The sequence below is a fragment of the Kribbella sp. CA-294648 genome, from assembly GCF_050943845.1.
In the GTDB taxonomy this organism is placed as follows: Bacteria; Actinomycetota; Actinomycetes; order Propionibacteriales; family Kribbellaceae; genus Kribbella.
Map to the genome: position 1 here is coordinate 8,358,738 of NZ_CP191981.1, position 25,936 is coordinate 8,384,673.

A 25,936-nucleotide genomic window follows, 5' to 3' on the forward strand; every position below is an offset into this window, starting at 1 on the left:
CGGCTCAGTTCCCCGCCCACTTCTTGGTCCAGTACTCGTCCCAGCTCTTCAGGATCTCCGCCGGTTGCGCCTTGCCGGTGATCAGCTTCTGGACGTCGGCGTCGGACTTGTTGCCCCACTCGGTCGACCACGGCACACCACGCGGCTGGGTCACCACGACGTAGGTGTCCGGCGAGGAGTTCATCGCGACGTACGACGCCCACGGGCCGTCCTTGAAGTACGGGTCCTCGGCGGCGCTCTTCAGGATCGGCACCAGGCTGTTCTCCTTGGAGAACGTCATCGCGGACTCACCAGACGTCAGGAACTTCACCAGTTCCACCGCCTCCTTTTTGTGGGTGCTGCCCTCGGCGACACCCCAGCCGGCGTTGGCCAGCGGCTGGGCCGCCTTGCCGGTCGGGCCGACCGGGAGCGGCGCCGTACCCCACTGGTCTTCCTTGATGGTCTTCGACTCCTTGACCGTCGCGATCACCTCGGGGTCCTGGAGCAGGAAGCCCGTCGTACCGGAGGTGAAGCCCTGCACCATCTCGGGATAGCCCCAGCTCACCGACGAGGGCGGCGAGGCGTTCTTGAACAGGTCGACGTACAGGTTGAGCGCCTCCACCGCCTTCGGCGAGGAGAAGATCGTCTTGCCGCTGGTCAGCTTGAACGCGTTGTCCTTGTTGATCTCGTCGATCACGTACCCCGAGATGATCGCGACCGCGTTGCCCCCGGCCCCGAGTCCGCCGCGGAACGAGTAGCCGTACCGGTTCTTGCTCGGGTCGTTGATCTTCTTGGCCTGCTCGACCAGCTCGGCCCAGCTCTTCGGCGGCCCGCTGAAGCCGGCCTGCTGGACCAGGTCCTTGCGGTAGAACAGCGAGAGGCCGTAGAAGCCGTACGGCACCATGTACGACTTGCCGCCCTGCTGGGTGACCTTCAGGGCGTTCTCGGTCAGCGCGTTCAGGCCGTCCCAGCCCTTGAGGTCGGGGGCCATGTCGTAGATCCACTTGTTGGTGGAGAACGGGCCGACGGTGGTGTCGCGGACCTCCAGCACGTCGACGCCCTTGCCGGACTGCAGCATCTGCTGGATCTTCTGGTCCGCCGAGTTGGTCGGCGGGGAGATGAGCTGGACCTTGATGTTGGAGTTCTTCGCCTCGAAGTCGGCGATCAGCTTCTTCAGCAGAGTGGTCCGGGTCGGGTTGGTCAGGCTCTCGACCATCTGCAGCTTCACCTCGCCGCCCTTGCCCTCACCCTGGGCCTTCTCGGCCGGGCCCGGACCGCAGGCGGCCGCGGCGACGACGAGGGCGAACGCGGTCAGAGGTGCGAACATCTGTCGGTAGCGCATTCGGCACTTCTCCTCAGGGGATGTGAGCCAGGGACAATTTTGCTCTGACATCAGATGACTCTTGGAGCGATCTGAGCACACTAGCCAGTCTTACGCTGAATCGACAAGGACTTACCGAGGACGTGACCACAAGTGGTCTGAGGACTTACGCTCTGAGAGGTTTGGTCAACCGGAGCTTCCCGAACCCCGGGGAGCCCGAAGGGGAGGTGCTGATGGCGGCGACGGACAAGGCGCTGGCCGGCCTGCGGAAGATGATCGCGTCCGGCGAACTCGGACCGGGCGAGAAGTTCCCACCGGAGCCGGAGCTGTGCGACCACCTCGGGGTGTCCCGCAGCTCCCTGCGCGAGGCGGCCCGCTCACTGGCCGCGCTGGGCGTGATCGAGTCACGGCACGGCTCGGGCACCTACGTCTCGGCCCTGGACCCGGCCGAGATCATCAGCAGGTTCTCCCTCTCGGTCGAGCTGATCCCGCTCGAAGGGCTCCTGCAACTGCTCGAAGTACGCCGGGTGCTCGAAGCGCACGCGACCGCGGCGGCCGCGGCCCGGCAGGATCCCGCGCTGGCCGAGCAGTTGGGCGACATCCTCGACCGCCTCGAGGCGACCACCGACGCCACCGAGATCCAGCTCCTGGACGCCGAGTTCCACGGCGCGATCTGTACTGCGGGCGGGAACCCGACCGTCACGGCACTGACCGGGGTGATCCGGGGGCGCGGCGGGCACTACCGGATCTTCGAGCCGGGCGACGACTTCGACGCGATCAAGCAGACGAGCGATCGCGGTCATCGCGCGATCCTCGCCGCCATCACCCAGCGCGACCCGGCAGCGGCTGCTACCGCGGCGTCCGCTCACATTGCGCAGACCGAGCTCTGGCTCCGCGCTCTCCGGCCACAACCCCAGGTGGTCCTGGACTGACCTTTCCCCGGCCCGACGCGTATTGCGTGGAAATTTCTTTCCTCTGTCGAGATCTTGCAGAGAAAGGTCGGCCTGCGTAGTCTCCGGCTCACTACGGCACGCCTGCGGGGCGGCTGTTGAGTCCGAGGGGATGTCTGCCCGTGTCCCAATCCGTGTCCCAGTCTGTCTTTCGTCGCCGCACAGTGGTGATCGGCGCCGTTGTCGGCGCTCTACTCGCAGTACCAGGCCTGTCGGCCGTCGCCTCACCTCAGATGGCGACCGCAGCAGAGCCGGTAGTGACTCGGGCAGGCCTTGATCCCGCCTTGGTGCAGGGGCGCGGGGCGACTGTGCCGTTCATCGAGCAGGAGGCGGAGAACGCGGCCACCACCGGCGAGAAGATCGGTCCCAGTCGCGAGGCCTACACCTTGCCCGCCGAGGCTTCGGGGCGCAGCGCAGTACGGCTGACTCAGGCAGGTCAGTACGTCGAGTTCACGCTGTCCAAGCCCGCCAACGCGTTGACCCTGCGCTACAGCATTCCCGACTCCGCGACCGGCGGCGGGTTGCGGTCGCCGCTCGACGTACTGGTGAACGGTAAGCGTGCGAAGACGATGACGCTGACGTCGGAGTACGCGTGGCTCTACGGCATGTATCCGTTCTCCAACGACCCGAACGTCGACCCGAAGCCGGGCTGGTGGAAGCCGGAGCCGGACCCGGTGGCGAAACCGTTCCGGCCGAACCACTTCTACGACGAGCAGCGACTGATGCTCGGCAAGACCTACCGCGCCGGCGACAAGGTGCGCTTCCAGCTCCCGGCCGGTACGACGGTGGCGTGGACGGTGCTAGACGTCGCCGACTTCGAGCTCGTTGCGCAACCGCTGCGGCAGCCCGCGAAGTCCTTGTCGGTAAGGCTTTTCGGTGCCGACCCGACCGGCCGACGCGATGCGGCGCCCGCGATCGAGCGCACGATCGCGATGGCCAAGCGGATCGGGTGGTCGGTGTTCATCCCGCCGGGCACTTATCAGGTCAACCGGCACATCGTCGTCGACCAGGTCACTGTCCGCGGCGCCGGCAACTGGTGGACCATCATCAAGGGCAAGGTGCTGCCGCTCGCGCAGCCTGCGCCGGACAAATCTGTGCACAGCGCCCCTGGGTTCTACGGCCGGTACGCCGCCGACGGGGGCAGCACGAAGGTGCACCTGTCCGACTTCGCGATCGAGAGTGATGTTCGGGAGCGGATCGACACCGACCAGGTGAACGGCATCGGCGGCGCGATCGGCGGCGGCTCGACAATCCGGAACCTGTACCTGCACCGCACCAAGGTCGGGATCTGGCTGGACGGGCCGATGAGCGGCCTGCTGATCGAGAACAACGTCATCACCGACGCGATCGCGGACGGGATGAACCTGCACCTCGGCGTCTCGCACGTGCGGGCGACCAACAACTTCGTCCGCAACACCGGTGACGACGGCCTGGCGATGTGGTCGGAGGCCAACCCGGACGGGCTGGTCAACCACAACAACGTCTACGACCACAACACCGTCCAGACGCCGACGCTGGCCAACAACATCGCGATCTACGGCGGACGCGACAATGCGGTCACCGACAACCTGGTGGCCGACCCGATCCGCGAGGGCAGCACGTTGCACGCCGGGTCGCGGTTCAACTCGACACCGTTCGAGGGGACGCTGTCGTTCGCCCGCAACACCACCGTCCGCGGTGGGCCGCGGGACCTGAACTGGAATCTCGGGCTGGGCGCGATCTGGCTGTACGCGCTGCAGTCGACGATGTCAGGCCGGATCGAGGTGACCGACAGTGCGTTCCTGGACTCGACGTACAACGCGTTCCTGTTCGTCGTCGACTGGCCGGTGAAGGACGACTACCGGATCGAGAACGTCGCCTTCCGCAACATCAAGGTCGACGGCACCGGCACGAACGTGGTCAACGCCCGGGTCGGCGGCTGGGCCACCTTCGAGAACGTCGACGCCCGCAACGTCGGCGCCCCCTTCGTCAACAACTGCGGCACCTTCCATTTCACCGGCACCCCAGAGTTCGACGTACGCCTCCTGGGCACCAGCAACGACGGCAACTGGACCGCAGACAACACCCCTCCCGGCCACTGCGAAGACCGCCCTGCTGTGGTGCCGCCACCACCGCCTACGCCCTGGTCCTGATTATTGTTGGGGGTCCGCCACTGGACCTCCAACTTTTCAGGCCAAGGCGATGGCGACGATGCCGGCCAGGACGATCGCACTGCCCACCAGGCGGCGTGGCGCGCCGGCCTCGCCTAGTAGGAGCCACGCCGCCAGGCCGCTGAGGACGATGCTGAACTCGCGGGCTGGCGCGACCAGGCTTACCGGCGCGAGGCGCATGGCGAACAGCACCAGCAGGTACGCCGCCGGGGACAACAGGGCGACGATCCAGATCTCCCGGCGGCTCTCCGCCCAGAGCAGCCGCACCTGTTCGCGGTGGCGGAGCGCGTGTGGGGTGAGGAGCAGGCTCTGCAACAAGGAGGCTGCGCCGAAGTAGATCAGCGGAGGGATGCCGAGCCTCGCCACGGAGTACGCGTCCCCCAGGGTGTACGCCGCGATCAGCGCGCCGGTTGCCACGCCGTACCCGATCCCGGCGCGGATGCTCCGCCTGCGCGCGACTCGGCCCGTACTGATGGTCAGCACCCCGATGATGATCAGCGCGGCACCGGCAAGCCCGATGGGTCCCGGACGCTCATCGAGCAGTAGGACCGCCAGTACGACCGCCAGCAAAGGGCCGGTGCCGCGCGCCAGCGGGTACACGAGCGAGAGGTCGCCTACGTCGTACCCGCGCTGCAGCACCACGCCGTACCCGATGTGCAGCACAGCAGTCACGCAGATCGCGGCCAGCCAGCTCCACTGCGGTTGTGCCTCGGTGGTGGCCAGTGCGATGACGAGCGCCGGCAGCATGAGCACACCGGCCGCCGTGTAGTACGACCACACGAACAGCGGCCCGCCCTGCCGCACCCGCTTCGCCGCGAAGTTCCAGCCGGCATGCAGAACGGCGGCCACCAGCACGAGGGAAAGTGCGGTGACGTCCACTGAAGACCCTCACTGACCGACGACCTGGCGGCTTGTCCACGAACCCTAACCCGCCCGACGGCGGCGCGGGTTAGGGTCGGAGGCATGCGTGAACATGCTCGGCGGTTGCAGGGGCTCGGTACGACGATCTTCGCGGAGATGTCCGCGCTGGCGGTACGGACCGGGTCGGTGAACCTCGGTCAGGGGTTCCCCGACACCGATGGACCGGACTCGCTGCTCGAGGACGCCGTCGCCGCCATCCGCGCCGGCGCGAACCAGTACCCGCCCGGCCGCGGCATCCCCGCCTTGCGGCAGGCCATCGTCGACCACCAGCAGCGCTTCTACGGGTTGACGTACGACCCCGACACGCAGGTGCTCGTCACCACAGGCGCCACCGAGGCGATCGCCGCCGCCCTGCTCGCGTACGTCGAACCAGGCGACGAGGTGATCGCCCTCGAGCCGTACTACGACTCGTACGCCGCCTGCATCGCGATGGCCGGCGGACACCGCGTGCCGGTCACGTTGCGCGCTCCCGACTTCCGGCTCGACCTGGACGAACTCCGCGCCGCCGTGACGCCCCGCACCAAGGTGCTGCTGATCAACTCCCCGCACAACCCGACCGGCACCGTACTCGACGACGCCGAATTGCGCGGGATCGCGGCGATCGCCGTCGAACACGACTTGGTGGTCATCACCGACGAGGTCTACGAGCACCTGATCTTCGACGGCCTGCGGCACCTGCCGTTGACGTCGTACGAGGGAATGGCCGAGCGGACGGTCTCGATCGGCAGCGCGGGCAAGACCTTCTCGGTCACCGGCTGGAAGATCGGCTGGGTCACGGGCACCCCTGAGGTAGTCACCGCGGTGAACACCGCCAAGCAGTTCCTCACCTACGTCTCCGGCGCCCCCTTCCAGCCGGCCGTGGCCGGAGCCCTTGCCCTAGGCAATGACTACTTCGACTCGTTGACCACCACCATGCAAGCCAAACGAGACCTCCTCTGCGACGGTCTGGAGGCCCTGGGCTTCGGCGTCCACCGCCCCCAAGGCACCTACTTCGTCACCACCGACATCCGCCCCCTTGGCCACACCGACGGCATCGAGTTCTGCCGCATGCTCCCCGAACGCACCGGCGTCGTAGCCATCCCCCACCAAGTCTTCTACGACAACACCGAATCCGGCCGCCCCCTGGTCCGCTGGGCCTTCTGCAAAAAACCAGAAGTCCTCCAAGAAGCCCTAACCCGCCTAACCAAACTCTGATCTGCCCCGAACTGCCCCGAGACAATCGATCCAGTCGTGTGCAAGACTCAGAACAGCTCGCCACGGGCTCCTTGGTGAGAAGTGAAGCTGGGACTCCCTCCGGACGGTGGGACCCAGCTTTCGCGCTTTCTATCGCACGCTGACGTGATGGATGTGGACACACTCGGACAGCGTGAGCAGCCACCTCGGCTCTCCCAACTGCGCGGCCGTCACCGCACCAGCCACCGCATCCGGCAACCAAAGCATGGGTTCCTGGACCGGCAGGGCAAAGTCAACCGCCAGCCGCCCTGAGAGCAGTCCTGTGCGTCGAGCGCTGTCGACCAAGCTCCGATCGCGCCCATCCAGCAGCGCCGGATCGGCGACCACCGAGGCGAGGGTGTAAGCACCCGGATGTTGATTGCCTCCGACAATGATGGATTCGTCGATCCAGGCGGAGAGGGCAAAAGCGGGAGGGCGCGCAGCAGGCATCCGAGGATCATGCAAGTGTTTCGGCGGCACGGCGGGGAGCCACTCGGGGTGTGGGCCGGGGCAGCTTGGGGCAGATTGTCTGGAGGCATATGCCCCGGAGTGCCTTGTGTGCAAGGCTTTTCACTAGCTCCAAGGGGCTCCTTGTGGAGAAGTGAAGCTGGGATTCCCTCCGGACGGTGGGCCCCAGCCTTCGCGCTTCTAGTGCTGGGTCTAGCAACGTTGGGAAGGTGGTCGTGTGCTGAGGGCGGCTGGACGACAGGTCTTGCGGGTGGGTACGACAGCAGCTGGATCCGCAGCCAGGGCCGCCGACCGTGCCAGGCGCGCTGCCGGGCCCGCGAGCAGCGAGCCGGTCAACCGGCGACGACGCCGTCGTGAACCGGCCGCGGCCCCCGAAACCCACGGATCCCCACCGCATCAATCCCGCCCTGGACGACCCACCGCTGAACGTGGCGAGTCTCGCGAGCGATCCAGATTGATGGACTGAAGCTCCGTTCTACCCACGCCCCCCGGGGCGGGCCTGCCGGCGACCTTGTGCGTGACCTTGTGCGTGACCTGAGCGTTCCACCGTGCTCCGGACGCTCAGCCCGTGCACAAAGCCGGCAGAGGCCGGACCCGGCCAGGCCGACCCCTCCCCGAACCGTCGACTGCCCGCTCCCACCGCGGGGAGGATCTTCTCCCCACACCGGTAGCACAACCCTCCCCAAGTCCGCCGAAAATCCTCCCCGAACCAGTTCAGGGCCAACTGCTGCCCTCCACCCAGCCGCAGGACCTGACCTCCAGCACACACCAGCCGACCTGACTACCTCCCCAACCTTGCTAGACGAGGCACTAGCGCACGCAGTGCGTCAAACGCTGTCGACCAAGCTCCGATCGCGCCCGCCCAGCGGCGCCACACGCGACTCGAACCCTGGGGTGACACAAAGTCTTCCAACTCATACAGAAGACGTTCCAGGGGTCTCGGCCGTACTGCGGGAGCCACTCGGAGTGTGGGTGGGGCAGCTTGGGGCAGAATGTTTTCAGGCGTATGCCCCAGGATGCCTTGTGTGCAAGGCTTTTAGTAGCTCCCAGGGGCTCCTTGTGGAGAAGTGAGGCTGGGATTCCCTCCGGATGGAGGGGCCCAGTCCTCGCGCTTCCGCCGGTCTGGAGTTAGCTGGCTGGGGGGCGGATTATGTGTTGTTCTATGGCGCGGGCTACGGCGGCGGCTCGGGTTTCTACTTTGAGTTTGGTGTAGATGTGGGAGAGGTGGGACTTCACCGTTGCCTCGCTGACGAAGAGGCGTTTGGCTAGTTCTCGGTTGGATTGGCCGGTGGCCAGGAGGTTGAGGATTTCTACCTCGCGTTCGGTGAGGACCGGGCCTGGGGAGCCGGCTCGTTTCACTAGGCGGGCGGTGACTGCTGGGGCCAGGACCACCTCGCCGCGGGCGGTGCCACGGATGGCGCGGAACAGGTCTTCCGGGGGTGCGTCTTTCAGCAAATACCCCGAGGCGCCGGCGTCGATTGCGCTCAGGATGTCTGCTTCGGTGTCGTAGGTGGTGAGCACGAGTACCTGCGGTGGCTCGGGTAGCGCGCGCAGGCGCGCGGTGACCTCGACGCCGCCGGGACCACGACCGAGGTTCAGATCCATCAGTACGACGTCCGGTCGCACCGCCGCGACGAGTTGCTCGGCGCTGTGTGCGTCGGATGCTTCGCCCACCACCGTCAGGTCGTCCTGCCCGTCAACCAGCGCCCGCATCCCGGCGCGGACCACCGGATGGTCGTCCACCAGCGCCACCCGGATCACGGTCGCTCCAACGGAACGGAAGCAGCCAGCGCAGTACCTTCGCCCGGCTCGCTCTCCAGCACCAGCGTGCCGCCGAGCTCCTGCAACCGACTGCGGATCCCGGCCAGTCCCCTGCCGCGATCCGGCGCAGTCGATCGCGGGTGCTCAGGCAGACCGCGCCCGTCGTCTCGGACGTCGAGCGTGACAGCGTCCGGTTGATAGGTGAGCGTGACCACCGCCGTGCTCGCGGCGGCATGCTCGAGCACGTTCGCCAGAGCTCCCCGCGCAGTGCGCAGTAGAGCCGTCTCGATCTCCGGCCCGAGGCGTACCGGCGTACCGTGGACCTGCACGCGGACCTCCACTTCGCTGTGCGTGGCGAGCCTCTCGCAAGTCTGCCGGAGCGCGGCCGGCAACGCCGAACCACCTGGTTCCGTGGCGAGTTCCGCTGGCGCCAGGTCGCGCACCACCCGGCGTACCTCATCCAACCCGTCACGGGCGGTTGCCGCCGCCTGGGCCACGTGCTCGCGAGCCGCGGCAGGCCGGCTCTCCCACTCGCTATCGGATGCCTGCAGCAACAGATTGATGCTCGACAGCCCCTGGGCGACGCTGTCGTGGATCTCCCGCGACAACCGCGCCCGCTCAGCCAGTACGCCGGCCCGGTGCTGGGCGTCGGCCAGGTCACCCTGCGCCGCGCGCAGCTCGTCCAGCAGCGACTGCCGGGCGAGCGCATCCCGCTCCAGCACCCGGTACGCGCCAACCGCCAGCACAGCAACGCACACCGGCCCGAGCACGATCGTCGGGTCCAGCCGGTCCGACATCCGGGTCCACGTGACCACAGTGGTCACCACCATCGCAGCGACCACCACACAGGCCGGCCGGAACGGCAGCACCCGGAGCGCCACGAAGGACAGCGGTACGGCGCACCAGGCGAACGAGGGAGCCAGCAGCACCAGCCCGAACCAGCCAGCGACGAGCAGGGCGAGCCATACCCGGCCGGGCAGCACCCGGCGGGCGGCGTACGTGACCAACAGTGCCATCGCCCCGGCGAGCACCCAAGGGGCCTGGTCGCCGAAGCCGTGCCCGGACAGGTACCGAACGGCAGACGCCGCCACGAGTACGACGAACGTCGCGTGCGAGGCGGTCGCCAGCCCGTCGGCACGGCCGAGGATCCCGGCGGCCCAAGCGGGGGTGATCGGACGCGACTGTGCGGTGGTCATCTCGAGCCGATGGTAAGCCTGCCGGCACGCGAACCGAATCATCCGATCGGCTACTTCATCGTCCCCGAACGCCGGTCGTGTGCGGGCCGTCCGCCGAGCACGCTTGACCTTGTCGACCGTTCCAGCACACTTGATGCGAGGTATTCATGTCTGTTCGCTCCCTGTCCGCGACCCTGGCGCTGTCCGCCGTCCTGCTCGGCGCCGGGATGCCGGCCGCGTCCGCCCGGTCCGCCGACTACGAACTGCCCGGCGACCCGGTGGTGAACGGTGCCGGCGGATCGAAGTACGAGGGAATCGGGTACGACGGGCGCACTCAGCGGTTCTACGTCTCGGAGACGACCGGGGGCGAGATCCACCGCGGGTCGTTGCGTTCCAGCGCCGCCACCGAGTGGCTGGCCGGTGACGGCACGGACGGCCGGTGGACCGCGCGTGGCGTCACCGTCGACGCGCACGGGCGGGTGTACGTCGCCGGCGGGCCGAACGGCATCGACCACCCGGGCGCGCCCGACCTGTGGGTCTACGACCGGTCTGGCCAGTTGTTGGCGGCGCTGCGGACCGGCGTACCGAACGCGTTCTTGAACGACATCGCCATCGGCCCGGACGGCGCGGCGTACTTCACCAACTCGAACGCGCCACAGGTGTTCCGGGTCGCCGAGCACGACGGCCGCTGGACGGTCCGCACCTGGGCCGACGCGACCGGGACGATCCCGACGCAGACCGGCTTCAACCTCGGCGGCATCGTGCTCTCCGCGGACCACCGCGCGCTGGTCGTTGCCCAGGGCAACGTCGGCAAGCTCTGGCGATTCGACCTGCGGAGCGGCGCCGTTTCGCAGGTCGCGACCGGTGGCGCCGACCTGGTGAACGCCGACGGCCTGGTGCGAAGCGGCGACCTGCTGTGGGTGGTACGCAACTTCTCACGCGTCCTGACCACGCTGCGGCTTTCGGCTGACGGCAGCACGGCGACTTTGGTGGCGGCGACGCCCACCGACCCCAGCCGCGTATTCACCACCGCGAAACTGGCGCAGGGGCGTCTGCTGCTTGTCGACAGCAAATTCGACGAGCCGGTCGGACTTCCGCCGTACCAGGTCGTCGCCCTGACCCCGCCGGGCCGATGACCAGTACTACGACTGCCGTGGCCGCTGCCATCCTGGTGATGGCGGCGGGCGCCGCCTGCGCACCCCAGCAAGCAGCACAGCCCGCCGTAACGGCTACAGCCTCATCCACGCCAACGCCGGCCACCCCGACCAGCCCGGCTGGACCGACGGTCGTGCCGAGCACCAGCCCAGCCAAACCGACGCCACCAACTGCGAGGATTACGTCCGTGCCGACTGCCGACGCGCTCGACCGGCAACTGATTGCCGCTGCTTGGAAGAACGACGTACCGGCGGCTCGGCGGCTGATCGCGGCTGGGGCCGACGTCAACGCGGTCGACGACACGGTGCAGAGCGCCTTCCTGATTGCCTCGAGCGAGGGCTACCTCGACCTGCTCGAGCTGACCCTGCAGCACGGCGCCGACGTCCGCAGTCTCGACAGCTATCGCGGGACCGCGCTGATTCGCGCCGCCGAGCGCGGCCACGCCAGTGTGGTCGGCCGGTTGCTGCGCGCCGGTACTGCGGTCGACCACGTCAACCGCCTCGGCTGGACCGCGCTGCATGAGGCCGTCCTGCTCGGCGACGGCAGCCCGCGGTACGTCGACACCGTGCGCCTCCTGATCGCCGCCGGAGCAGACCGCAACCGCCCCGCCGAGCGTGACGGCACCACGCCGTTGCAGGGCGCCCGAACTCACAAACAAGCGGCCGTGGTCGCCACCTTGACCACCGAGCTCCCGAGCCGTGCAGACGCCCCATCGGCTCTGCTGTCAGCAGCCGAGGCAGGCAACGCCGACCGAGTCGCGGCGGCTATCGCAGCAGGCGCGCCGTTGGAACACAAAGACAGCCAAGGCCGAACCGCACTGCTGCTGGCGTCGCTGCACGACCGGGTCGACGCGGCGCGGCTGCTGGTCGGGCTGGGCGCGGACCCCGACGCGCAGGACAAGCGGCAAGACTCAGCCTGGCTGGTGACCGGAGTGACCGGCAGCGTCGCAATGCTCGAGACGCTGCTACCCGCGAACCCCGACCTCAAGCTCCGCAACCGCTACGGCGGCATCTCGGTGATCCCGGCAAGCGAACGCGGACACGTCGACTACGTCCGTCGCGTGGTGAAGACAGGCATCGACGTGAACCACGTCAACAACCTCGGCTGGACCGCGCTCCTGGAGGCAGTAATCCTCGGCAAGGGCACCGAACCCTGGCAGCAAATCGTCCGCATCCTGCTAGCCGCCGGCGCCAACCCCTCCCTACCCGACCGAGACGGCATCACCCCACTCCGCCACGCAACCAACCACGGCCACGACCAGATAGCCACCATCCTCCGCACAGCCGGCGCCCGCTGACGACACGTCCAGCCCGCCTGGATGTCCGCCAACTGTTGAGTCAGTTGGTGAGGAGGCGGGTGAGGGTTTCGGGGTCTCGGGCGATGGCTGTTGTGCCGTCGTCGGTGGTGAGGATGGGGCGTTGGATGAGGATCGGGTTGGTGACCATCGCCTCGATCCAGTCGGCGCGGTGGGCCGGGTCCTTGGGGAGGGACTTCAGTGGGGCGGCTGCGGATTCGTTCATGCGGACGATGTGCCAGGGGTCGAGGTTGAGGCGGGTCAGGACTGCTTCGAGTTCCTCGGCCGTGGGTGGGTCGTCCAGGTAGCGGCGGACCGTGTAGGTGACGCCTGCTTCGTCGAGCGCTGCGGTGGCGGCTCGGCACTTGGAGCAGGCCGGGTTGATCCAGATCTCCATCAGCGCGGCCCCTGGAACCAGCGTTTGGTGGGCTCCTGCAGCATCAGGTAGAGCAGCGTTCCGTGGAGCGCCAGGCCGAGGATCGAGGCGGGCAGGGCGGTGATGCCGCCGGCGATGCCCAGCGCGGCGACGACGATCAGCATCGTGCGGGCCCAGCGGCGGCGTTTGCGGAGGAAGATCGCCGGGAGGATGTACGCAACGCTGGTGATGAGGATGACCGCGACAACCATTCCCTTGGCGGACGGATCGCCGGTGAGCACGTTGGCGATCTCTGAGCCGGCCGAGGTGAGGGTGAACAGGCCGAGCAGTACGCAGAGGGCACCGAGAGCCAGCGAGATCGTCGAGGCGATCTTCACCTGCTGAGGTGCCGCGGCGGGGCCGGGCAGCGAGGAGTACGGGTTCTCCCCGAAGGCACCGCCGTACGGCCCGGGCTGTCCGCCGTACGGCGTCTGCTGTGGTGGCGGTTGCTGACCGGACGAACCGTAGGAGCCCTGATAGGGCCCCGGCCGCTCGTCGGCAGACCCGCCACCGTACTGGTCGCTCATCTCCTACACAGTTCCTTCCACCAGTCGCTACCCCGATCCTCCCAGACCACAACAAAACAACCACGCACTGCGCGGTGGCGATGGCAGGCCCCGACCCCGGAGAGGGCCGGGCCCGGCGCCAGCTCAGATGATCCGGCGCCGGGGCGGTGCCTGTTAGGGGGTGGTTACGTCTAGGGCGTCTTTGGCTTCGTTGAGGTGGACTTGGACTGTGTCGCCGTCTCGGATGGTGCCGGCCAGGAGGCCTCGGGCTAGTTCGTCGCCGATGGCTGACTGGACCAGGCGGCGGAGGGGGCGGGCGCCGTAGACCGGGTCGTAGCCGGTGAGGGCTAGCCATTCCATCGCGTCTTCGCCTACGTCCAGGGTGATTCGGCGGTCGGTTAGGCGCTTCTGCAGGGCGGTGATCTGGAGGCCGACGATCTTGGTCAGCTCCTCGCTGCCGAGCGCGTCGAACAGGACGATCTCGTCCAGCCGGTTGATGAACTCCGGCTTGAACGCCTGCCGCACCACGCTCATCACCTGGTCGCGTTTGGCGATGTCGTCGATCGACATGTCCGCCAGGTACGCCGAGCCCAGGTTGCTGGTCAGCACCAGGATGACGTTGCGGAAGTCGACCGTCCGGCCCTGACCGTCCGTCAGCCGCCCGTCGTCGAGCACCTGCAGCAGGATGTCGAAGACCTCGGGATGCGCCTTCTCCACCTCGTCCAGCAGGATCACCGAGTAGGGCCGGCGGCGGACCGCCTCGGTCAGCTGACCGCCCTCCTCGTAACCGACGTAGCCGGGTGGCGCACCGACCAGCCGCGAGACGCTGTGCTTCTCCCCGTACTCCGACATGTCGATCCGCACCATCGCGCGTTCGTCGTCGAACAGGAAGTCCGCGAGCGCCTTGGCCAGCTCGGTCTTACCCACACCCGTCGGGCCCAGGAACAGGAACGAACCGGTCGGCCGGTCCGGGTCGGAGATGCCCGCGCGGGCCCGCCGGACCGCGTCGCTGACGGCCTTGACCGCCTCGCGCTGCCCGATCAGCCGGCGACCCAGCTCGTCCTCCATCCGGAGCAGCTTGCCGGTCTCGCCCTCGAGCAGCCGGCCGGTCGGGATGCCGGTCCACATCGCGATCACCTCGGCGATCTCGGTCGGCCCGACCTCCTCGTTCACCATCGCGTCCGGTCCGTCGGTGACCTCGGGCTCGGCGGCCGCGGCCTCGAGCTCCTTGGTCAGCTCGGGAATCTCGCCGTACAGGATCCTGGCCGCGGTTTCCAGGTCGCCGTCGCGCTGGGCGCGCTCGGCCTGGCCGCGCAGCTCGTCGATCCGCTCCTTGACCTCACCGACCCGGTTCAGGCCGGACTTCTCCTTCTCCCAGCGGGCTTCGAGCGCGCGCAGCTCCTCCTCGCGGTCGGCCAGATCGGCCCGCAACCGGGCCAGCCGGTCCTGCGACGAGGCGTCCTCCTCGCGGGACAGCGCAAGCTCCTCCATCTTCAGCCGGTCGACCGTCCGGCGCAGCGAGTCGATCTCGACCGGCGAGGAGTCGATCTCCATCCGCAGCCGGGAGGCGGCCTCGTCGACCAGGTCGATCGCCTTGTCGGGCAGCTGCCGGCCGCTGATGTAGCGGTTGGACAGTGTCGCGGCCGCGACCAGCGCGCTGTCGGAGATGGCGACCTTGTGGTGCGCCTCATAACGCTCCTTCAGCCCGCGCAGGATCGCGATCGAGTCCTCGACCGACGGCTCGCCGACGAACACCTGCTGGAACCGTCGCTCCAGCGCCGGGTCCTTCTCGATGCGCGTCCGGTACTCGTCCAGGGTCGTCGCGCCGATCATCCGCAGCTCACCGCGGGCCAGCATCGGCTTGAGCATGTTGCCGGCGTCCATCGCGCCCTCACCGGACGCACCCGCGCCGACGACCGTGTGCAGCTCGTCGATGAAGGTGATGATCTGGCCGTCGGACTCCTTGATCTCGGTCAGCACCGCCTTCAGCCGCTCCTCGAACTCACCCCGGTACTTCGCGCCGGCGACCATCGCGCCGAGGTCGAGGCTGATCAGCCGGCGGCCGCGCAGGGACTCCGGCACGTCGCCGGCCACGATCCGCTGGGCCAGCCCTTCGACGACGGCGGTCTTGCCGACGCCGGGCTCACCGATCAGGACGGGGTTGTTCTTGGTCCGCCGGGACAGCACCTGGACGACGCGACGGATCTCGGAGTCCCGGCCGATCACCGGGTCGAGCTTGCCGTCGCGGGCCCGCTCGGTCAGGTCGACGCCGTACTTCTCCAGCGTCTTGGTCGTTCCCTCGGCCTCGGGAGAGGTGATCCGCCGGTTCCCCCGCATCGAGTCGAACGCCTGCAGCAGAGCGTCCGCGGTCACTCCCAGCGCGGTCTGCGCGACACCCTCGACGGTGGCCAGCGAGATCAGCAGGTGCTCGGTGGAGACGAACTCGTCCCCCAGCCCCAGCGCGCGCTGCTCGGCTTGGTTCAGCACGTCACTCGTCCGCTGCGACAGGCTGGGCGCCTGCACGCTGCCGCCGCTCGCCTTGGGCAACCGGGCCAGTTGCTCCGCCGTCCGGCGGCGTACCGCGTCGAGGTCACCGCCGGCCGCCTCCAGGAGACCGACGGTGGTCCCCTCGGGCTGCGCGAGCAGTGCCGACAACAGGTGAATCGGTTCCACGGTCGGGTTGCCCGCCGCGGAGGTCTGACGGATCGCGACCGACAGGGTTTCCCGGGCCAGCGTCGTCAACCGCTGAACATCCATCTGGTTCCAGCCTCTCAAGCTCAATGACAAGTCCTACTACTAACAACTTATCCAGACTTGAGTCCATTCCACTCAACTCTGTCGAAACCTGGGGATAACTCAGGGATTCCCCGAGCCGGCGATGACAGCGAGCAACCAACGACTACGGACTGTGCCAGACAGCGCCGACATTTTCCGGAACGACGAAAATCCGAACCTTCCGCACCCCGAATCGCGTCTCCCGCACACACGCCCTTGTGCCCCTTGGAGGACCGCCTTGCCCAGCCATCGCTGGATCCCGCCCTTGCTGGCCACCGCCCTGGCCCTCGCCCTGACCCCACCGGCCCAAGCCGCCTCTCCGACCCACCCGGCGAACCCCACCAGCGCACCCAAAACATCCAAAGCAACGACAAGCCGGCTCACCCTGATCACCGGCGACCGAGTCCGGATCACCACAACCCCGGGCCGCCCCGACCAGGTCAGCTTCGAGCCGGTCCCCGGCAGCCGCTCCGACTCGGCCGTCACCAGCTACTCCGGCGGCCACACGTACGTCGTACCGTCCGCCGCCTCGGCCGATGTCCTGGCCGGCCGGCTCGACCGCACCCTCTTCGACGTCACCACCCTGATCGCCGAGGGCCGCGACGACGCGAGCAGCAAGACACTCCCGGTCATCATCCGGTACTCCGGAACCGCCGCCGGCGCACTCGCCCAGGCCAAGCAGACCCCGGTCCCGGGCGCGACCAAGACCCGCGTGCTCACCAGCCTCGGAGCCAAGTCCGCCGCCCTCACCAAGACCACCGACTTCTGGCGCTCCCTGACCCCCCGCAACAAAACCACCATCCAGCGCATCTCCCTGGACCGTAAGGTCAAGGTGCAACTCGACCGGAGCGTCCCCCAGATCGGCGCGCCGGCCGCCTGGCAGCGCGGCCTGACCGGCAAGGGCGTGAAGGTCGCCGTCCTCGACACCGGCATCGACCCGACGCACCCCGACGTCGCGGGCCGGATCGGCGCGGCCGAGAACTTCACCCCCACCGAAGACGCGGTCGACCACAACGGTCACGGCACCCACGTCGCGAGCATCACGGCAGGCACCGGCGCCGCGTCGGGCGGCAGGTACAAAGGTGTCGCCCCCGAAGCGACCCTGCTGAACGCCAAGGTCCTCGACGACGACGGCAACGGCGAGTTCTCCGGCATCATCGCCGGGATGGAGTGGGCCGCGGCCCAGGGCGCCTCGGTCATCAACATGAGCCTCGGCGGCGGCCCCAGCGACGGCACCGACGACCTCTCACAGGCCGTCAACCGCCTCAGCCGCTCCTCCGGCGCCCTGTTCGTCATTGCCGCAGGCAACTGTTTCAGCTCGGCCCAGTTCCAGGTCAGCACACCGGCCGCGGCAGACGACGCGCTGGCCGTCGGCAACCTCGAGCGGGACGGTTCGCTCAACCGGTCGTCCTGCCGTGGACCCCGCAAGGGCGACGGCGCACTCAAGCCGGAGATCTCCGCGCCAGGCACCGACATCGTCGCCGCCCGCGCCGCCGGAACCAACGGCGGCGAACCGGTCGGCGACAACTACACAACCCTCAGCGGCACCTCGATGGCAAGCCCTCACGTCGCCGGTGCCGCAGCCTTGGTCGCCCAGGCCAACCCAGCCTGGAAGGCCGCACAACTCAAGGCCCGCCTCATCTCGACAGCTGACCCGCAACAAGGCAGCCGGGTCGACGAACAAGGCGCCGGACGCGTCGACGCCGACCAAGCCAGCGACGCGACAGTCACGGTCGACACCGGCGAGCTGGAGCTCGGCATCCTCCGTTGGCCCTACCCGGCAACAGACCTGGTGAGCCGCGAACTGACCTACCACAACCCCACCAGTACGCCGGTCGCGCTCAGCCTCGCCACAACGATGGAGCCGGCTCCGAGGCTCAGCGCGACCCAACTCGTAGTACCGGCCAACAGTGAAGCGAAGGTGACGGTCACGGCTGATCGTGCCGCCGCCGGCCCGGGCACCTTCTCCGGCCGGATCACCGCGACCGCGGCCGGCTCCGACCCGATCGTGACCACCATCGGCTGGTACGCCGAGGCCGAGCTGTACGACCTGACCATCGACGGCATCGAGCACGACGGCAGTCCCGCCGGCGGCGACGTGATCATCAGCCGTCTCGACGGCGAGCCGCTCGACCTCGGCCCGTTCGGCCTGCCGATGCGGAACGGGAAGGCGACCGTTCGGGTGCCACCGGGCAAGTACGAGGCGAACATGATCATGTTCGGCGCGGCGACCGACTCCACGCCCCAACGGTTCGACCTGGTCAGCAGCCCGGAGACGACGGTGGCCAAGGACACCACGATCACGCTCGACGGCCGCAAGACCGTTCCGGTCACGACGACGGCCCAGGGCCGCCCCGACCTGCGACCTCGGTCGGTCGGCATCTCCTACCTGCGCACCGGCTCCGACGGTTTGCTTGCCGGAGGCAACGGGATCTCGCTCAGCGGCGCACCCCGCACACTCGCGGCCAGCCCGACCGCGAAGGCGACGATCGGCACCAGCGAGTTCTCCACCGGCGGCCGGCTGGAAGTTCCGCCGTACCAGGCGACGGTGGTCGGCGGCCAGCCGATCGACGCGACGGACTTCGTCTTCGGGCCGAGGTTCACCGGCACCAAAACCCTGCAGCTGTACGACGCCGGCGCGGCGAACCCGGGTGAGCTCGACGGAGCCCGGGGCAAGCTCGCCCTGATCCGGCACAGCGACGCGGATCCCCGCTACAACGGGCAAATGGTGAAGCTCGCCGAGGACGCCGGCGCGGCCGCCGCACTGCTCTACAACCCGGACATCCCCGGCAACAGCGGCGTCTTCTCGTTCTGGGCGTACGGCGAACCGCCGGAGGCCAAGATCCCGGCCTTCCGTACTTCGCGCAAACACGCGCTGGCCATGATCGAGCAACTGAAGACCGGGCCGGTCTCGGTCAAGCTGACCGGCACTGCCTCGACTCCGGTCGTCTACGACTACGCACAGCCCTGGGCGAACCACATTCCGGCCGGCGTACACCTCGTCCTCAAACCGGCCCAGCTGGCCCGCGTGGACGAAATCATCGGCGCCCATACCAAGGGCACCCTGGTCTCCGAGGCACGAGCGGCAACCACCCCGATGGGAAGCTATTTCGGCACCTGGCTCCCTCCGGTTCTGCCCACCCCACTACGCCGTACTTCGTACGTGCTGGCCAACGGCATCCGGTGGACCAGCTCGCTCGTGCTGGACAACGGCGGCTTCAACGCCAACACGCTCACGCCCGACAAGACCTATCGAGCGGGCACCCGGACCACCGAGCGCTGGATCGCACCGGTGGAGAACAGCGGTCTGCCGGCCACTCCGACCCAGTCCGCCTTCGTCAGTCGGGAAGAGAGCGGTCTGGTGGTCATGCTCAGCCCGTTCCGGCGCGGTCCGGCCGAGTTCGCCGATCCCTTCTCGGGAGTGGGCGAGTTCGCTCTTTCGGTTGAGCGCAACGGAGAGGAGATCGCCTCGGCGAGCGAGCCCGCGGTGTTCGTGGACACGCCCGCCGACGCCGCGCAGTACCGGGTGATCCTGGACGCGCGGCGGGAGAACGCCTTCTGGAAGTACTCGACCGAGGTGAAGTCGGTCTGGTCGTTCAAGTCCAGCGGTGCCACGACAGAGGTGATGCCGCTGGTGCTGGCCGATCTCGACGTGCCGCAGGCCGACGACCTCAACCAGGTGAAGACCGGCAAGCCGACGGTCATCACCTTCGGCCTGCGCCATCAGGCAGGCTCGAGCAGCAAGGCCAAGTTCACCTCAGCCAAGCTGGAGCTGTCGTACGACGGTACGCAGTGGACAGCGTTGCCGCTCAGAAAAGTTGCTGACGGCAAATACATCACCACCGTCACGTACCCGGCGAGCCAGGTCGGCAACGCACCGTCACTCCGGCTGACCGCCACCGATGAGGACGGTGGCAAGCTCGAACAGCAGGTGACCAAGGCCTACGGGCTGAAGTGAACGAAAGGGGGTGGAGCCCAGCAAGCTCCACCCCCGCAAGGCTCAGGACTGATACGCGCCGGCGTCCCAACGGTCCACGCCGGCAAGAGACTTGCCGGCCAGGTCGTAGGCGAACCCGGCGTTCTCACCGCGCCCGATGGCCGGGCTGCCGGCCTTCGGGCGCAGGTCTGTCCCGCTGGTGAAGAGCGGGTCGGCCTTCACCGAGTTCGGACCAAGGGTGAACTGGTACTGACTACCCGAGTACACGCCACGATTCTCGTCGGCGCTGTCGGCCGGATCGCCACTGTCGAAGGCATCCTCGTAGCCGACCTTCTTGCCGACCTTGATGATGTTGCTGCGGAGTTTGAGGATGTCCGCGCCGCAGCCGGCATCACAACTGAAGCCATCGCCGTTCGGCAGGTAGACGGAGTTGTTCACCGCGACCGTGCCGCGCACCGGCCCGACGTTGCTGCCGGCGCCGCGGGTGACCAGGAAGCCGGCCTGCGCCTTGGTCGAGGTGACGCTGTTGTAGCCGAACACGTTGCCGTCGGCCGTCTTGCCCGTGCCGTTGCGGCCGAGCTCGGTGAAGGTCTCGTTGTCCGACGTCGTGTTGTACTCGATCCGGTTCCGGTTGCCGTTGAAGATCTCGACCGCGGCGCCGTCGAAACCGTAGTCGTAGCTGAACGCGTAATGGCCGCTGATCACGTTACGGCTGATCACGTTGTCGTTGCCGTGCACCAGGAACCCGAAGGCGCCGGAGTCGTCGTCGGGATGCACGTCCTTCGGTGTCAGCACGCTCATCTTGGTGTTGTTCTTGATCGTGCTCCAGCGAATCGTGTTGCGGTCCGAACCGTCGACGATCGAGACTCCGGTGACGTTGGCATCGGCCTGGATGGTGTCCATCACGATGTTGTCGCCGAACAGTTCGAACCCGGCCCAGTTGCACCCGCTGGCGCGCAGATCGCCGATGAACCAGTACGAGCCGGTGACCTGGACGCAGTTGGTGACGGGCCCGCCGACGACCGGCAGGTTGCCGGTGCCGTAGGCCTGGACCACGATCGGGTTGCTCGCAGTACCGGAGCGCGACAGCGTGAGCGTGCCGGTCCAGGAACCACCTCGTTTGAAGCTGATCCGGTCTCCGGGCTGGAAGGCGAATCCGTTTACCTTGGCGAGACTGCGCCAGGCGGTCGCGCTACTGGTACCGGCCGCGGAGTCGTTGCCGGCGGAAGAGTCGAGGTAATAGGTGGCGGCGGCCGTCGTGGCGTGCGCGGCGGCCGGTGCTGTCAGGAGGGCGGCGGACAGGACGAGTACAGGTACTGCGGCTAGCTTCGTCATGCGTTCCTCGTTCTCACGGGGCGCTGGCTGCAGCGGCGTCGCAGGTATCCTTCCGGTGCTTCCCGTCGGCCGTCAATGGTTGACGATCAGCGCTGGCCCGCGGTCACCAGCCCCGCGTCGTACGCCAGGATCACCGCCTGGACCCGGTCGCGCAGTCCGGTCTTGGCGAGCATCCGGCTGACATGCGTCTTCACCGTGTGGTCGGTCAGGTGCAGCTCGGCCGCGATCTCCGCGTTGGAGTTGCCCTTGGCGACCAGGACGAGCACCTCCCGTTCGCGCGCGGTCAGCACATCGAGCTGGGCAGCCACCGCCGGGTCGAGGCGGCTGTCGGCGAACCGGTCGATCAGCCGCCGCGTCACCGGTGGTGCGAGCAACGCGTCGCCGGCCGCGATCACCCGGACCGCGTTGATCAGCTCGTCCCGCGACGACCGCTTCAGCAGGAAGCCACTCGCACCGGCCCGCAACGCGTCGTACACGTACTCGTCGAGATCGAAAGTGGTCAGGATCAGCACCCGCGGCGCGTTCGGCCCGGCGGCCAGTCGCCGGGTCGCCTCGATCCCGTCCATCACCGGCATCCGCACGTCCATCAGCACCACCGCGAGATCCAGTACCGCGGCCGCCTGCCGGATCGCGGCCGCACCGTCGACGGCCTGCGCCACCACCTCGATATCCGGCTGCCCGTCCAGAATCATCGCAATCCCGTCCCGAACCAGATCCTGGTCGTCCACCACCATCACCTTGATCGGCCCGCCCGAGGCCCCGGCAGGCACAATCGCCTCGCTACCGGCGCTCACTGGACACCCTTGCCGGTAACGCCTGCCGGAGTACCGACGGGGATGCGCGCGGCGACCGTCGTGCCCTCACCCGGCGCCGTCCTGATCTCGAACTCACCGGAGTGGATCCGCACCCGCTCGCGCATCCCGGCCAGCCCGTGCCGGCCGGCACTGCCCGCCGCGTCCAGATCGAACCCCTCGCCGTCGTCCGTCACCCGCACCACGATCCCCGCTCCGTCGACCTTCACCAGCACCGTCACTCTCGTCGCCTTGGCATGCCGCGCCACATTCGTCAACGCCTCCTGCACCACCCGGTACGCCGTCAGCTGGTGCCCGGCCGGCGGCCGATCGGGATCACCGAGCAGCTCCAGCTCGACCGTCAGGCGATCGTGCGACACGACCTCCACCAGTTGCCGCAACTCCGCGAGCCCTGGCTGGGGCGTCAACTGGGGATCCGGAACCCCGTCAGCATCGCGCAGTGCCGACAACAACCGGTCCAACTCGCCGAGCGCGCGCCGGCCGGCATCACCGATCCGCTGGAACCCGTCGAGCACCTCGCGATCGTCGCGGAGCAAGAGGTCCGGCCCGGTCTCGGCCTGGATCACCATCAGGTTCACCGCGTGCGCGACGATGTCGTGCAGATCCCGCGCGACGTGTGACCGCTCGGTCAGCACCGCCTTCGCGGCGTCCTGCTCCGCGGCGAGCTGCTCCAGCGCAGCTTCCCGGGCAGCAGCCTTGCGATAGCGCGAGTAGACCCGGACGAGAACGCCGACACACACCGGCAACGCCAGGATCAGCGACAACGTCGCCGGCCACTGCCGGTCCACGACGTGTTCGTAGGCAACGTTGTGGAAGCCATCGGTCACCGGCTGGCGGGCCAGCTCGGGGAAGAGCCAGATCATCTGCTGGTACCGGGCCAGCTCGGCCAGCACCGGCAGGACGACCAGCGGAATGGATGCCACCGGCAACGAGATCTTCAGCGGGCGGTGCACCGCGAGGCTGTAGAGCGCGATCGAGAACGCCGCGAGCACACTCCAGCTGGTCGAGGTCTGCCAGTACGTCACCAGCGAAGTGAGGGCGAGCACACCCACCACGAGGGACGGCAGGCGCCGGCGCAGTACGAGGACGAAACCCGTGCAGGCGATCGCGTACGGCATCCAGTCCGGCGCGGACCACCAGTTGCCCCAGTACCGGTCGCGCCAGAGCTCCAGGAAGATCGCCTGGGTGGCGGTAAAGGCCAGCAGCACGTTGAGCGCCCGGGAGTGCTCGCTGGCAACCAGGAAGCGGGGCAGCTCGTCCAGTCGCCACCACCTGTCCCGGCGTGCTCTCGGCCGCCGATGCTGCAGCGAGACGGCGATGGCAACCAGGCCGACCAGTAGCAGCGCCAGCGACTGCCACCATGGCCAGCCCCCGAGCAGCAACCGCTCGAACCGGTTCGCAGTGATCCCACGAAGCACTACGTCGAAGATGTCCCGGCGGATGTCCTGATCGACGTAGAGCTGTTGCAGAAAGGCAGCCCATGCCGTGTTCGTCAGCAGCGGCAGACCCGCGACGGCGGCGAGAGTCGCCAGCACAGTGACCGGGTGGCAGCGTCTCGGCAACGCCCACACCGCAAGTGCGGCACCGGCTAGCAGGACCCAGTTGGTCGGTCCGAGCAGGAGCGACAAGTAGGCACCGGCAACCAGCCCGAGTGCGGCCAGCACCGGAGTGACCCGGCGGAAGGCGATCAGGGCCGGTGCGAGTGCAACCGCGGCGACCATGACGACCGGAGCGTTCGGCCACGCGGCCGGCTGGAAGTAGATCCAGACCTGGGTGACGACCAGACCGATGACGGCCAGCACCACGTCCGTCGTCCGGCTCGCGAGGAGCTTGCGCAGCAGGGCGCTCATGCCTTGGCCTTCGCTTCGGAGTGCGGGAGGAGGGCGGTGATCGTTGTGCCGGTTCCTGGGTGGGAGGTGATGGTGAGGGTGCCGTCGTGGACCCGGACGCGTTCGCGCATGCCGGTCAGGCCGTGTCTGCCGTCGGGTGGGCTGTCGGGGTCGAAGCCTCGCCCGTTGTCGGTGATGCACACTTCGAGGCCGTCGCCGCCACCATCGACCATCACCTGTACTGCGTCCGCTCGCGCGTGCTTGACCACATTGGTCAACGCCTCCTGCACCAACCGGTACGCCGTGAGCTGCACCCCGTCGGGGATCTGCTCGAGGTCGCCGGTCACCTCCAGCGAGACCGGCAGGCCCTGATCGGACAGGCCTTCCGTCAAAGGCCGCAGGTCTGCCAGCCCCGGTTGCGGGGTCAGCGACGGATCGGGTACGCCGTGCGCGTCGCGGAGAGCCGACAGCATCCGGTCCAGCTCACCCAGGGCCTTACGTCCGGCATCGCCGATCCGCTGGAACCCTTGCAGGACGTCCTGTTCGTCCCGCTGAACCAGGTCGGGCCCGGTCTCGGCCTGGATCACAATGAGGTTCACGTGGTGGGCGACCACGTCGTGGAGGTCGCGCGCAATCTGTGACCGGCCTTCGAGAAGTACCTGGACCTGCTCGCGTTCCTGGTTCTGTTTGACCAGGTCAGCCTCGCGGGCCGCCGCCAGCCGGTTCTCCCGCGCCAGCCGGACCAGCAGGCCCACCGACCAGGCTGCCAGCATGAGGGCCGACAACCAGACCGGCCAGGACCGCCCGACCAGCGCATCTCGCTGCAGGTCGCTCAGCTCGGTCCAACCGTTGGTCATCAGCAGCCGTACGACCGGTTTGCCTTGGATGGCCCAGCTGAGCACCGGGAGTGCCACCAGACCTCCCGCCGCCACTAGAACCGACTGCAGCCACGGACGCCACACAGCGAGCGAGTAGAGCGCTACGGCGAGAGCGGGCGTCAGGACCCAGTGGGTCTGCGTCAGCGGGTACGCCAGGAGCCCGGCGAGACCCAACGCCACCGCTGGGATCTCTGGGATTGCCCGGCGTACGGTGAGCGACGCCGGTACGGCGCAGGCGAGCAGCACCACCCAGCCCTTGACTCCCTCCCAGTCGCCTGCCCGCTGGTTAGAGAGGTCATAGACCATCGCGGCGACGAAGGCAGCAGCCAGAACGCCGTCCAGCCACAGCTGGTTGGCAGGGTTGGTGACGAAGTCCTTGACCGGCCGCAGCATCGCCGGGAGGCCAGGCAGGCGCTTCCAGGCCAGGCCGAGCAGCCAGGCCCCGATCAGCAGCGGGTAGAGCCACTCCGCGGAGGACCACGCGAATGGATCCTCGTACAGCGGCTCACGGTTCTGGGAGTACCCGAGGAACCACCAGCCCGGCCCTTCGATCCCCGGCAGCAGGCCGACCAGGTCGGAGATCCGCGACCAGTTGACCAAGGCAACGGTTGGTGGGATGAGGAGAGCCAGCGCGGCCACCGCACCGGCGTACAGGGGTGGGCGGTCGATGGCCAGCAGGAACAGGGCGATCGCCAGGCAGGCGATCAGGATCCAGGCACGCTCGACGACCGGGTAGGCGAGGACGCACGCCAGCGCGATCGCGGGGGCCGGCAGGAGCGGCCAGCGGCGGTGGACAGCCAGTGTGGCCGGGGCGAGGCCGACGAGGAGCACGGCCCAGCGGTCGGCGCTCCACCACTGATCGTTGCCGCCGACCACGAGCAGGTCGATGGCACAGAGGAGTGTGGCGAGCAGGCCGAGGACCCCGTCCACCAGCCGTGGCTTGTCGCCGAGGCGACGCAGGCTGGCGCTCGGGGCAGTGCTCAGTCCACTCACCCGTTCATTCTGCGACTCCGGAGGGGTCCCGGCCGTCACTCTTTGGAGTGACACCTGGGCGTGGCGGCTC

At 68.3% G+C, this 25,936-nt stretch carries 18 protein-coding genes; 6 read left to right on the top strand and 12 right to left on the bottom strand.

The annotated features are described in order from the left end of the window. Window positions 1-4: 4 nt before the first annotated feature. Window positions 5-1,321, bottom strand: coding sequence for an ABC transporter substrate-binding protein (locus ACQPYM_RS39935; protein ID WP_433011868.1), 1,317 nt, complete (start codon window positions 1,319-1,321; stop codon window positions 5-7). Between the two features lie 212 nt (window positions 1,322-1,533). Here ACQPYM_RS39935 and ACQPYM_RS39940 point away from each other — a divergent pair, with 212 nt between their 5' ends. Further along, window positions 1,534-2,232 (top strand): FadR/GntR family transcriptional regulator, encoded by a 699-nt coding sequence (locus tag ACQPYM_RS39940; protein WP_433011870.1) that lies wholly within the window; start codon window positions 1,534-1,536, stop codon window positions 2,230-2,232. A gap of 140 nt (window positions 2,233-2,372) precedes the next feature. Then, a complete protein-coding gene (locus ACQPYM_RS39945) occupies window positions 2,373-4,382 on the top strand; it encodes a glycosyl hydrolase family 28-related protein (RefSeq protein WP_433011872.1) in 2,010 nt (669 codons plus the stop codon). Window positions 4,383-4,418: 36 nt separating this feature from the next. Here ACQPYM_RS39945 and ACQPYM_RS39950 read toward each other — a convergent pair whose 3' ends face one another. Further along, window positions 4,419-5,279: an EamA family transporter gene (locus ACQPYM_RS39950; protein ID WP_433011874.1), complete on the bottom strand. Its 861-nt coding sequence runs from the start codon at window positions 5,277-5,279 to the stop codon at window positions 4,419-4,421. Between the two features lie 84 nt (window positions 5,280-5,363). Here ACQPYM_RS39950 and ACQPYM_RS39955 point away from each other — a divergent pair, with 84 nt between their 5' ends. Continuing rightward, complete coding sequence (locus tag ACQPYM_RS39955) at window positions 5,364-6,515, top strand: pyridoxal phosphate-dependent aminotransferase (RefSeq protein WP_433011876.1); 1,152 nt, start codon at window positions 5,364-5,366, stop codon at window positions 6,513-6,515. Between the two features lie 129 nt (window positions 6,516-6,644). On the opposite strand, the gene ACQPYM_RS39960 is transcribed toward ACQPYM_RS39955, so the two are convergent. The 3 genes from ACQPYM_RS39960 to ACQPYM_RS39970 form a co-directional block, all read right to left on the bottom strand. Next, on the bottom strand, window positions 6,645-6,983 hold the full coding sequence (locus ACQPYM_RS39960) for a hypothetical protein (protein ID WP_433011878.1): 339 nt from the start codon (window positions 6,981-6,983) through the stop codon (window positions 6,645-6,647). A gap of 1,146 nt (window positions 6,984-8,129) precedes the next feature. After that, window positions 8,130-8,714 (bottom strand): LuxR C-terminal-related transcriptional regulator, encoded by a 585-nt coding sequence (locus tag ACQPYM_RS39965; protein ID WP_433023484.1) that lies wholly within the window; start codon window positions 8,712-8,714, stop codon window positions 8,130-8,132. A 44-nt stretch (window positions 8,715-8,758) separates the two neighbouring features. Further along, window positions 8,759-9,958 (bottom strand): sensor histidine kinase, encoded by a 1,200-nt coding sequence (locus tag ACQPYM_RS39970; RefSeq protein WP_433011881.1) that lies wholly within the window; start codon window positions 9,956-9,958, stop codon window positions 8,759-8,761. Window positions 9,959-10,104: 146 nt separating this feature from the next. Here ACQPYM_RS39970 and ACQPYM_RS39975 point away from each other — a divergent pair, with 146 nt between their 5' ends. Next, the gene (locus ACQPYM_RS39975) at window positions 10,105-11,073 is read left to right on the top strand and encodes an SMP-30/gluconolactonase/LRE family protein (protein ID WP_433011884.1); all 969 of its coding nucleotides are present in this window, start codon (window positions 10,105-10,107) and stop codon (window positions 11,071-11,073) included. Window positions 11,074-11,279: 206 nt separating this feature from the next. Next, window positions 11,280-12,389: an ankyrin repeat domain-containing protein gene (locus ACQPYM_RS39980; protein WP_433011887.1), complete on the top strand. Its 1,110-nt coding sequence runs from the start codon at window positions 11,280-11,282 to the stop codon at window positions 12,387-12,389. Window positions 12,390-12,429: 40 nt separating this feature from the next. Here the strand turns inward: ACQPYM_RS39980 and ACQPYM_RS39985 are convergent, their stop codons facing one another. The 3 genes from ACQPYM_RS39985 to clpB form a co-directional block, all read right to left on the bottom strand. Then, window positions 12,430-12,783: an ArsC/Spx/MgsR family protein gene (locus ACQPYM_RS39985; RefSeq protein WP_433011889.1), complete on the bottom strand. Its 354-nt coding sequence runs from the start codon at window positions 12,781-12,783 to the stop codon at window positions 12,430-12,432. Next, window positions 12,783-13,328, bottom strand: coding sequence for a hypothetical protein (locus ACQPYM_RS39990; RefSeq protein WP_433011892.1), 546 nt, complete (start codon window positions 13,326-13,328; stop codon window positions 12,783-12,785). Before ACQPYM_RS39990 ends, ACQPYM_RS39985 begins: the two co-directional genes overlap by 1 nt. Before the next feature lie 153 nt (window positions 13,329-13,481). After that, window positions 13,482-16,064, bottom strand: coding sequence for an ATP-dependent chaperone ClpB (gene clpB, locus ACQPYM_RS39995; protein ID WP_433011894.1), 2,583 nt, complete (start codon window positions 16,062-16,064; stop codon window positions 13,482-13,484). Window positions 16,065-16,320: 256 nt separating this feature from the next. Here clpB and ACQPYM_RS40000 point away from each other — a divergent pair, with 256 nt between their 5' ends. Next, a complete protein-coding gene (locus tag ACQPYM_RS40000) occupies window positions 16,321-20,040 on the top strand; it encodes a S8 family peptidase (RefSeq protein ID WP_433011897.1) in 3,720 nt (1,239 codons plus the stop codon). A 42-nt stretch (window positions 20,041-20,082) separates the two neighbouring features. On the opposite strand, the gene ACQPYM_RS40005 is transcribed toward ACQPYM_RS40000, so the two are convergent. The 4 genes from ACQPYM_RS40005 to ACQPYM_RS40020 form a co-directional block, all read right to left on the bottom strand. Then, window positions 20,083-21,354: a hypothetical protein gene (locus tag ACQPYM_RS40005; protein ID WP_433011901.1), complete on the bottom strand. Its 1,272-nt coding sequence runs from the start codon at window positions 21,352-21,354 to the stop codon at window positions 20,083-20,085. A gap of 86 nt (window positions 21,355-21,440) precedes the next feature. Then, window positions 21,441-22,148, bottom strand: a complete 708-nt coding sequence (locus tag ACQPYM_RS40010) for a response regulator transcription factor (RefSeq protein WP_433011904.1) — start codon at window positions 22,146-22,148, stop codon at window positions 21,441-21,443. Continuing rightward, window positions 22,145-24,016, bottom strand: coding sequence for a sensor histidine kinase (locus tag ACQPYM_RS40015; RefSeq protein ID WP_433011906.1), 1,872 nt, complete (start codon window positions 24,014-24,016; stop codon window positions 22,145-22,147). Before ACQPYM_RS40015 ends, ACQPYM_RS40010 begins: the two co-directional genes overlap by 4 nt. Next, window positions 24,013-25,866 (bottom strand): ATP-binding protein, encoded by a 1,854-nt coding sequence (locus tag ACQPYM_RS40020; RefSeq protein WP_433011909.1) that lies wholly within the window; start codon window positions 25,864-25,866, stop codon window positions 24,013-24,015. The genes ACQPYM_RS40015 and ACQPYM_RS40020 overlap by 4 nt, the downstream gene beginning before the upstream one ends. Window positions 25,867-25,936 lie beyond the last annotated feature (70 nt).

Bases quoted from the DNA above. Each gene is read 5' to 3' on its own strand.
- ACQPYM_RS39935 (WP_433011868.1), bottom strand. From the start codon at position 1,321: ATGCGCTACCGACAGATGTTCGCACCTCTGACCGCGTTCGCCCTCGTC.
- ACQPYM_RS39940 (WP_433011870.1), top strand. From the start codon at position 1,534: ATGGCGGCGACGGACAAGGCGCTGGCCGGCCTGCGGAAGATGATCGCG.
- ACQPYM_RS39955 (WP_433011876.1), top strand. From the start codon at position 5,364: ATGCGTGAACATGCTCGGCGGTTGCAGGGGCTCGGTACGACGATCTTC.
- ACQPYM_RS39960 (WP_433011878.1), bottom strand. From the start codon at position 6,983: ATGCCTGCTGCGCGCCCTCCCGCTTTTGCCCTCTCCGCCTGGATCGAC.
- ACQPYM_RS39965 (WP_433023484.1), bottom strand. From the start codon at position 8,714: ATGCGGGCGCTGGTTGACGGGCAGGACGACCTGACGGTGGTGGGCGAA.
- ACQPYM_RS39970 (WP_433011881.1), bottom strand. From the start codon at position 9,958: ATGACCACCGCACAGTCGCGTCCGATCACCCCCGCTTGGGCCGCCGGG.
- ACQPYM_RS39975 (WP_433011884.1), top strand. From the start codon at position 10,105: ATGTCTGTTCGCTCCCTGTCCGCGACCCTGGCGCTGTCCGCCGTCCTG.
- ACQPYM_RS39985 (WP_433011889.1), bottom strand. From the start codon at position 12,783: ATGGAGATCTGGATCAACCCGGCCTGCTCCAAGTGCCGAGCCGCCACC.
- ACQPYM_RS39990 (WP_433011892.1), bottom strand. From the start codon at position 13,328: ATGAGCGACCAGTACGGTGGCGGGTCTGCCGACGAGCGGCCGGGGCCC.
- clpB (WP_433011894.1), bottom strand. From the start codon at position 16,064: ATGGATGTTCAGCGGTTGACGACGCTGGCCCGGGAAACCCTGTCGGTC.
- ACQPYM_RS40005 (WP_433011901.1), bottom strand. From the start codon at position 21,354: ATGACGAAGCTAGCCGCAGTACCTGTACTCGTCCTGTCCGCCGCCCTC.
- ACQPYM_RS40015 (WP_433011906.1), bottom strand. From the start codon at position 24,016: ATGAGCGCCCTGCTGCGCAAGCTCCTCGCGAGCCGGACGACGGACGTG.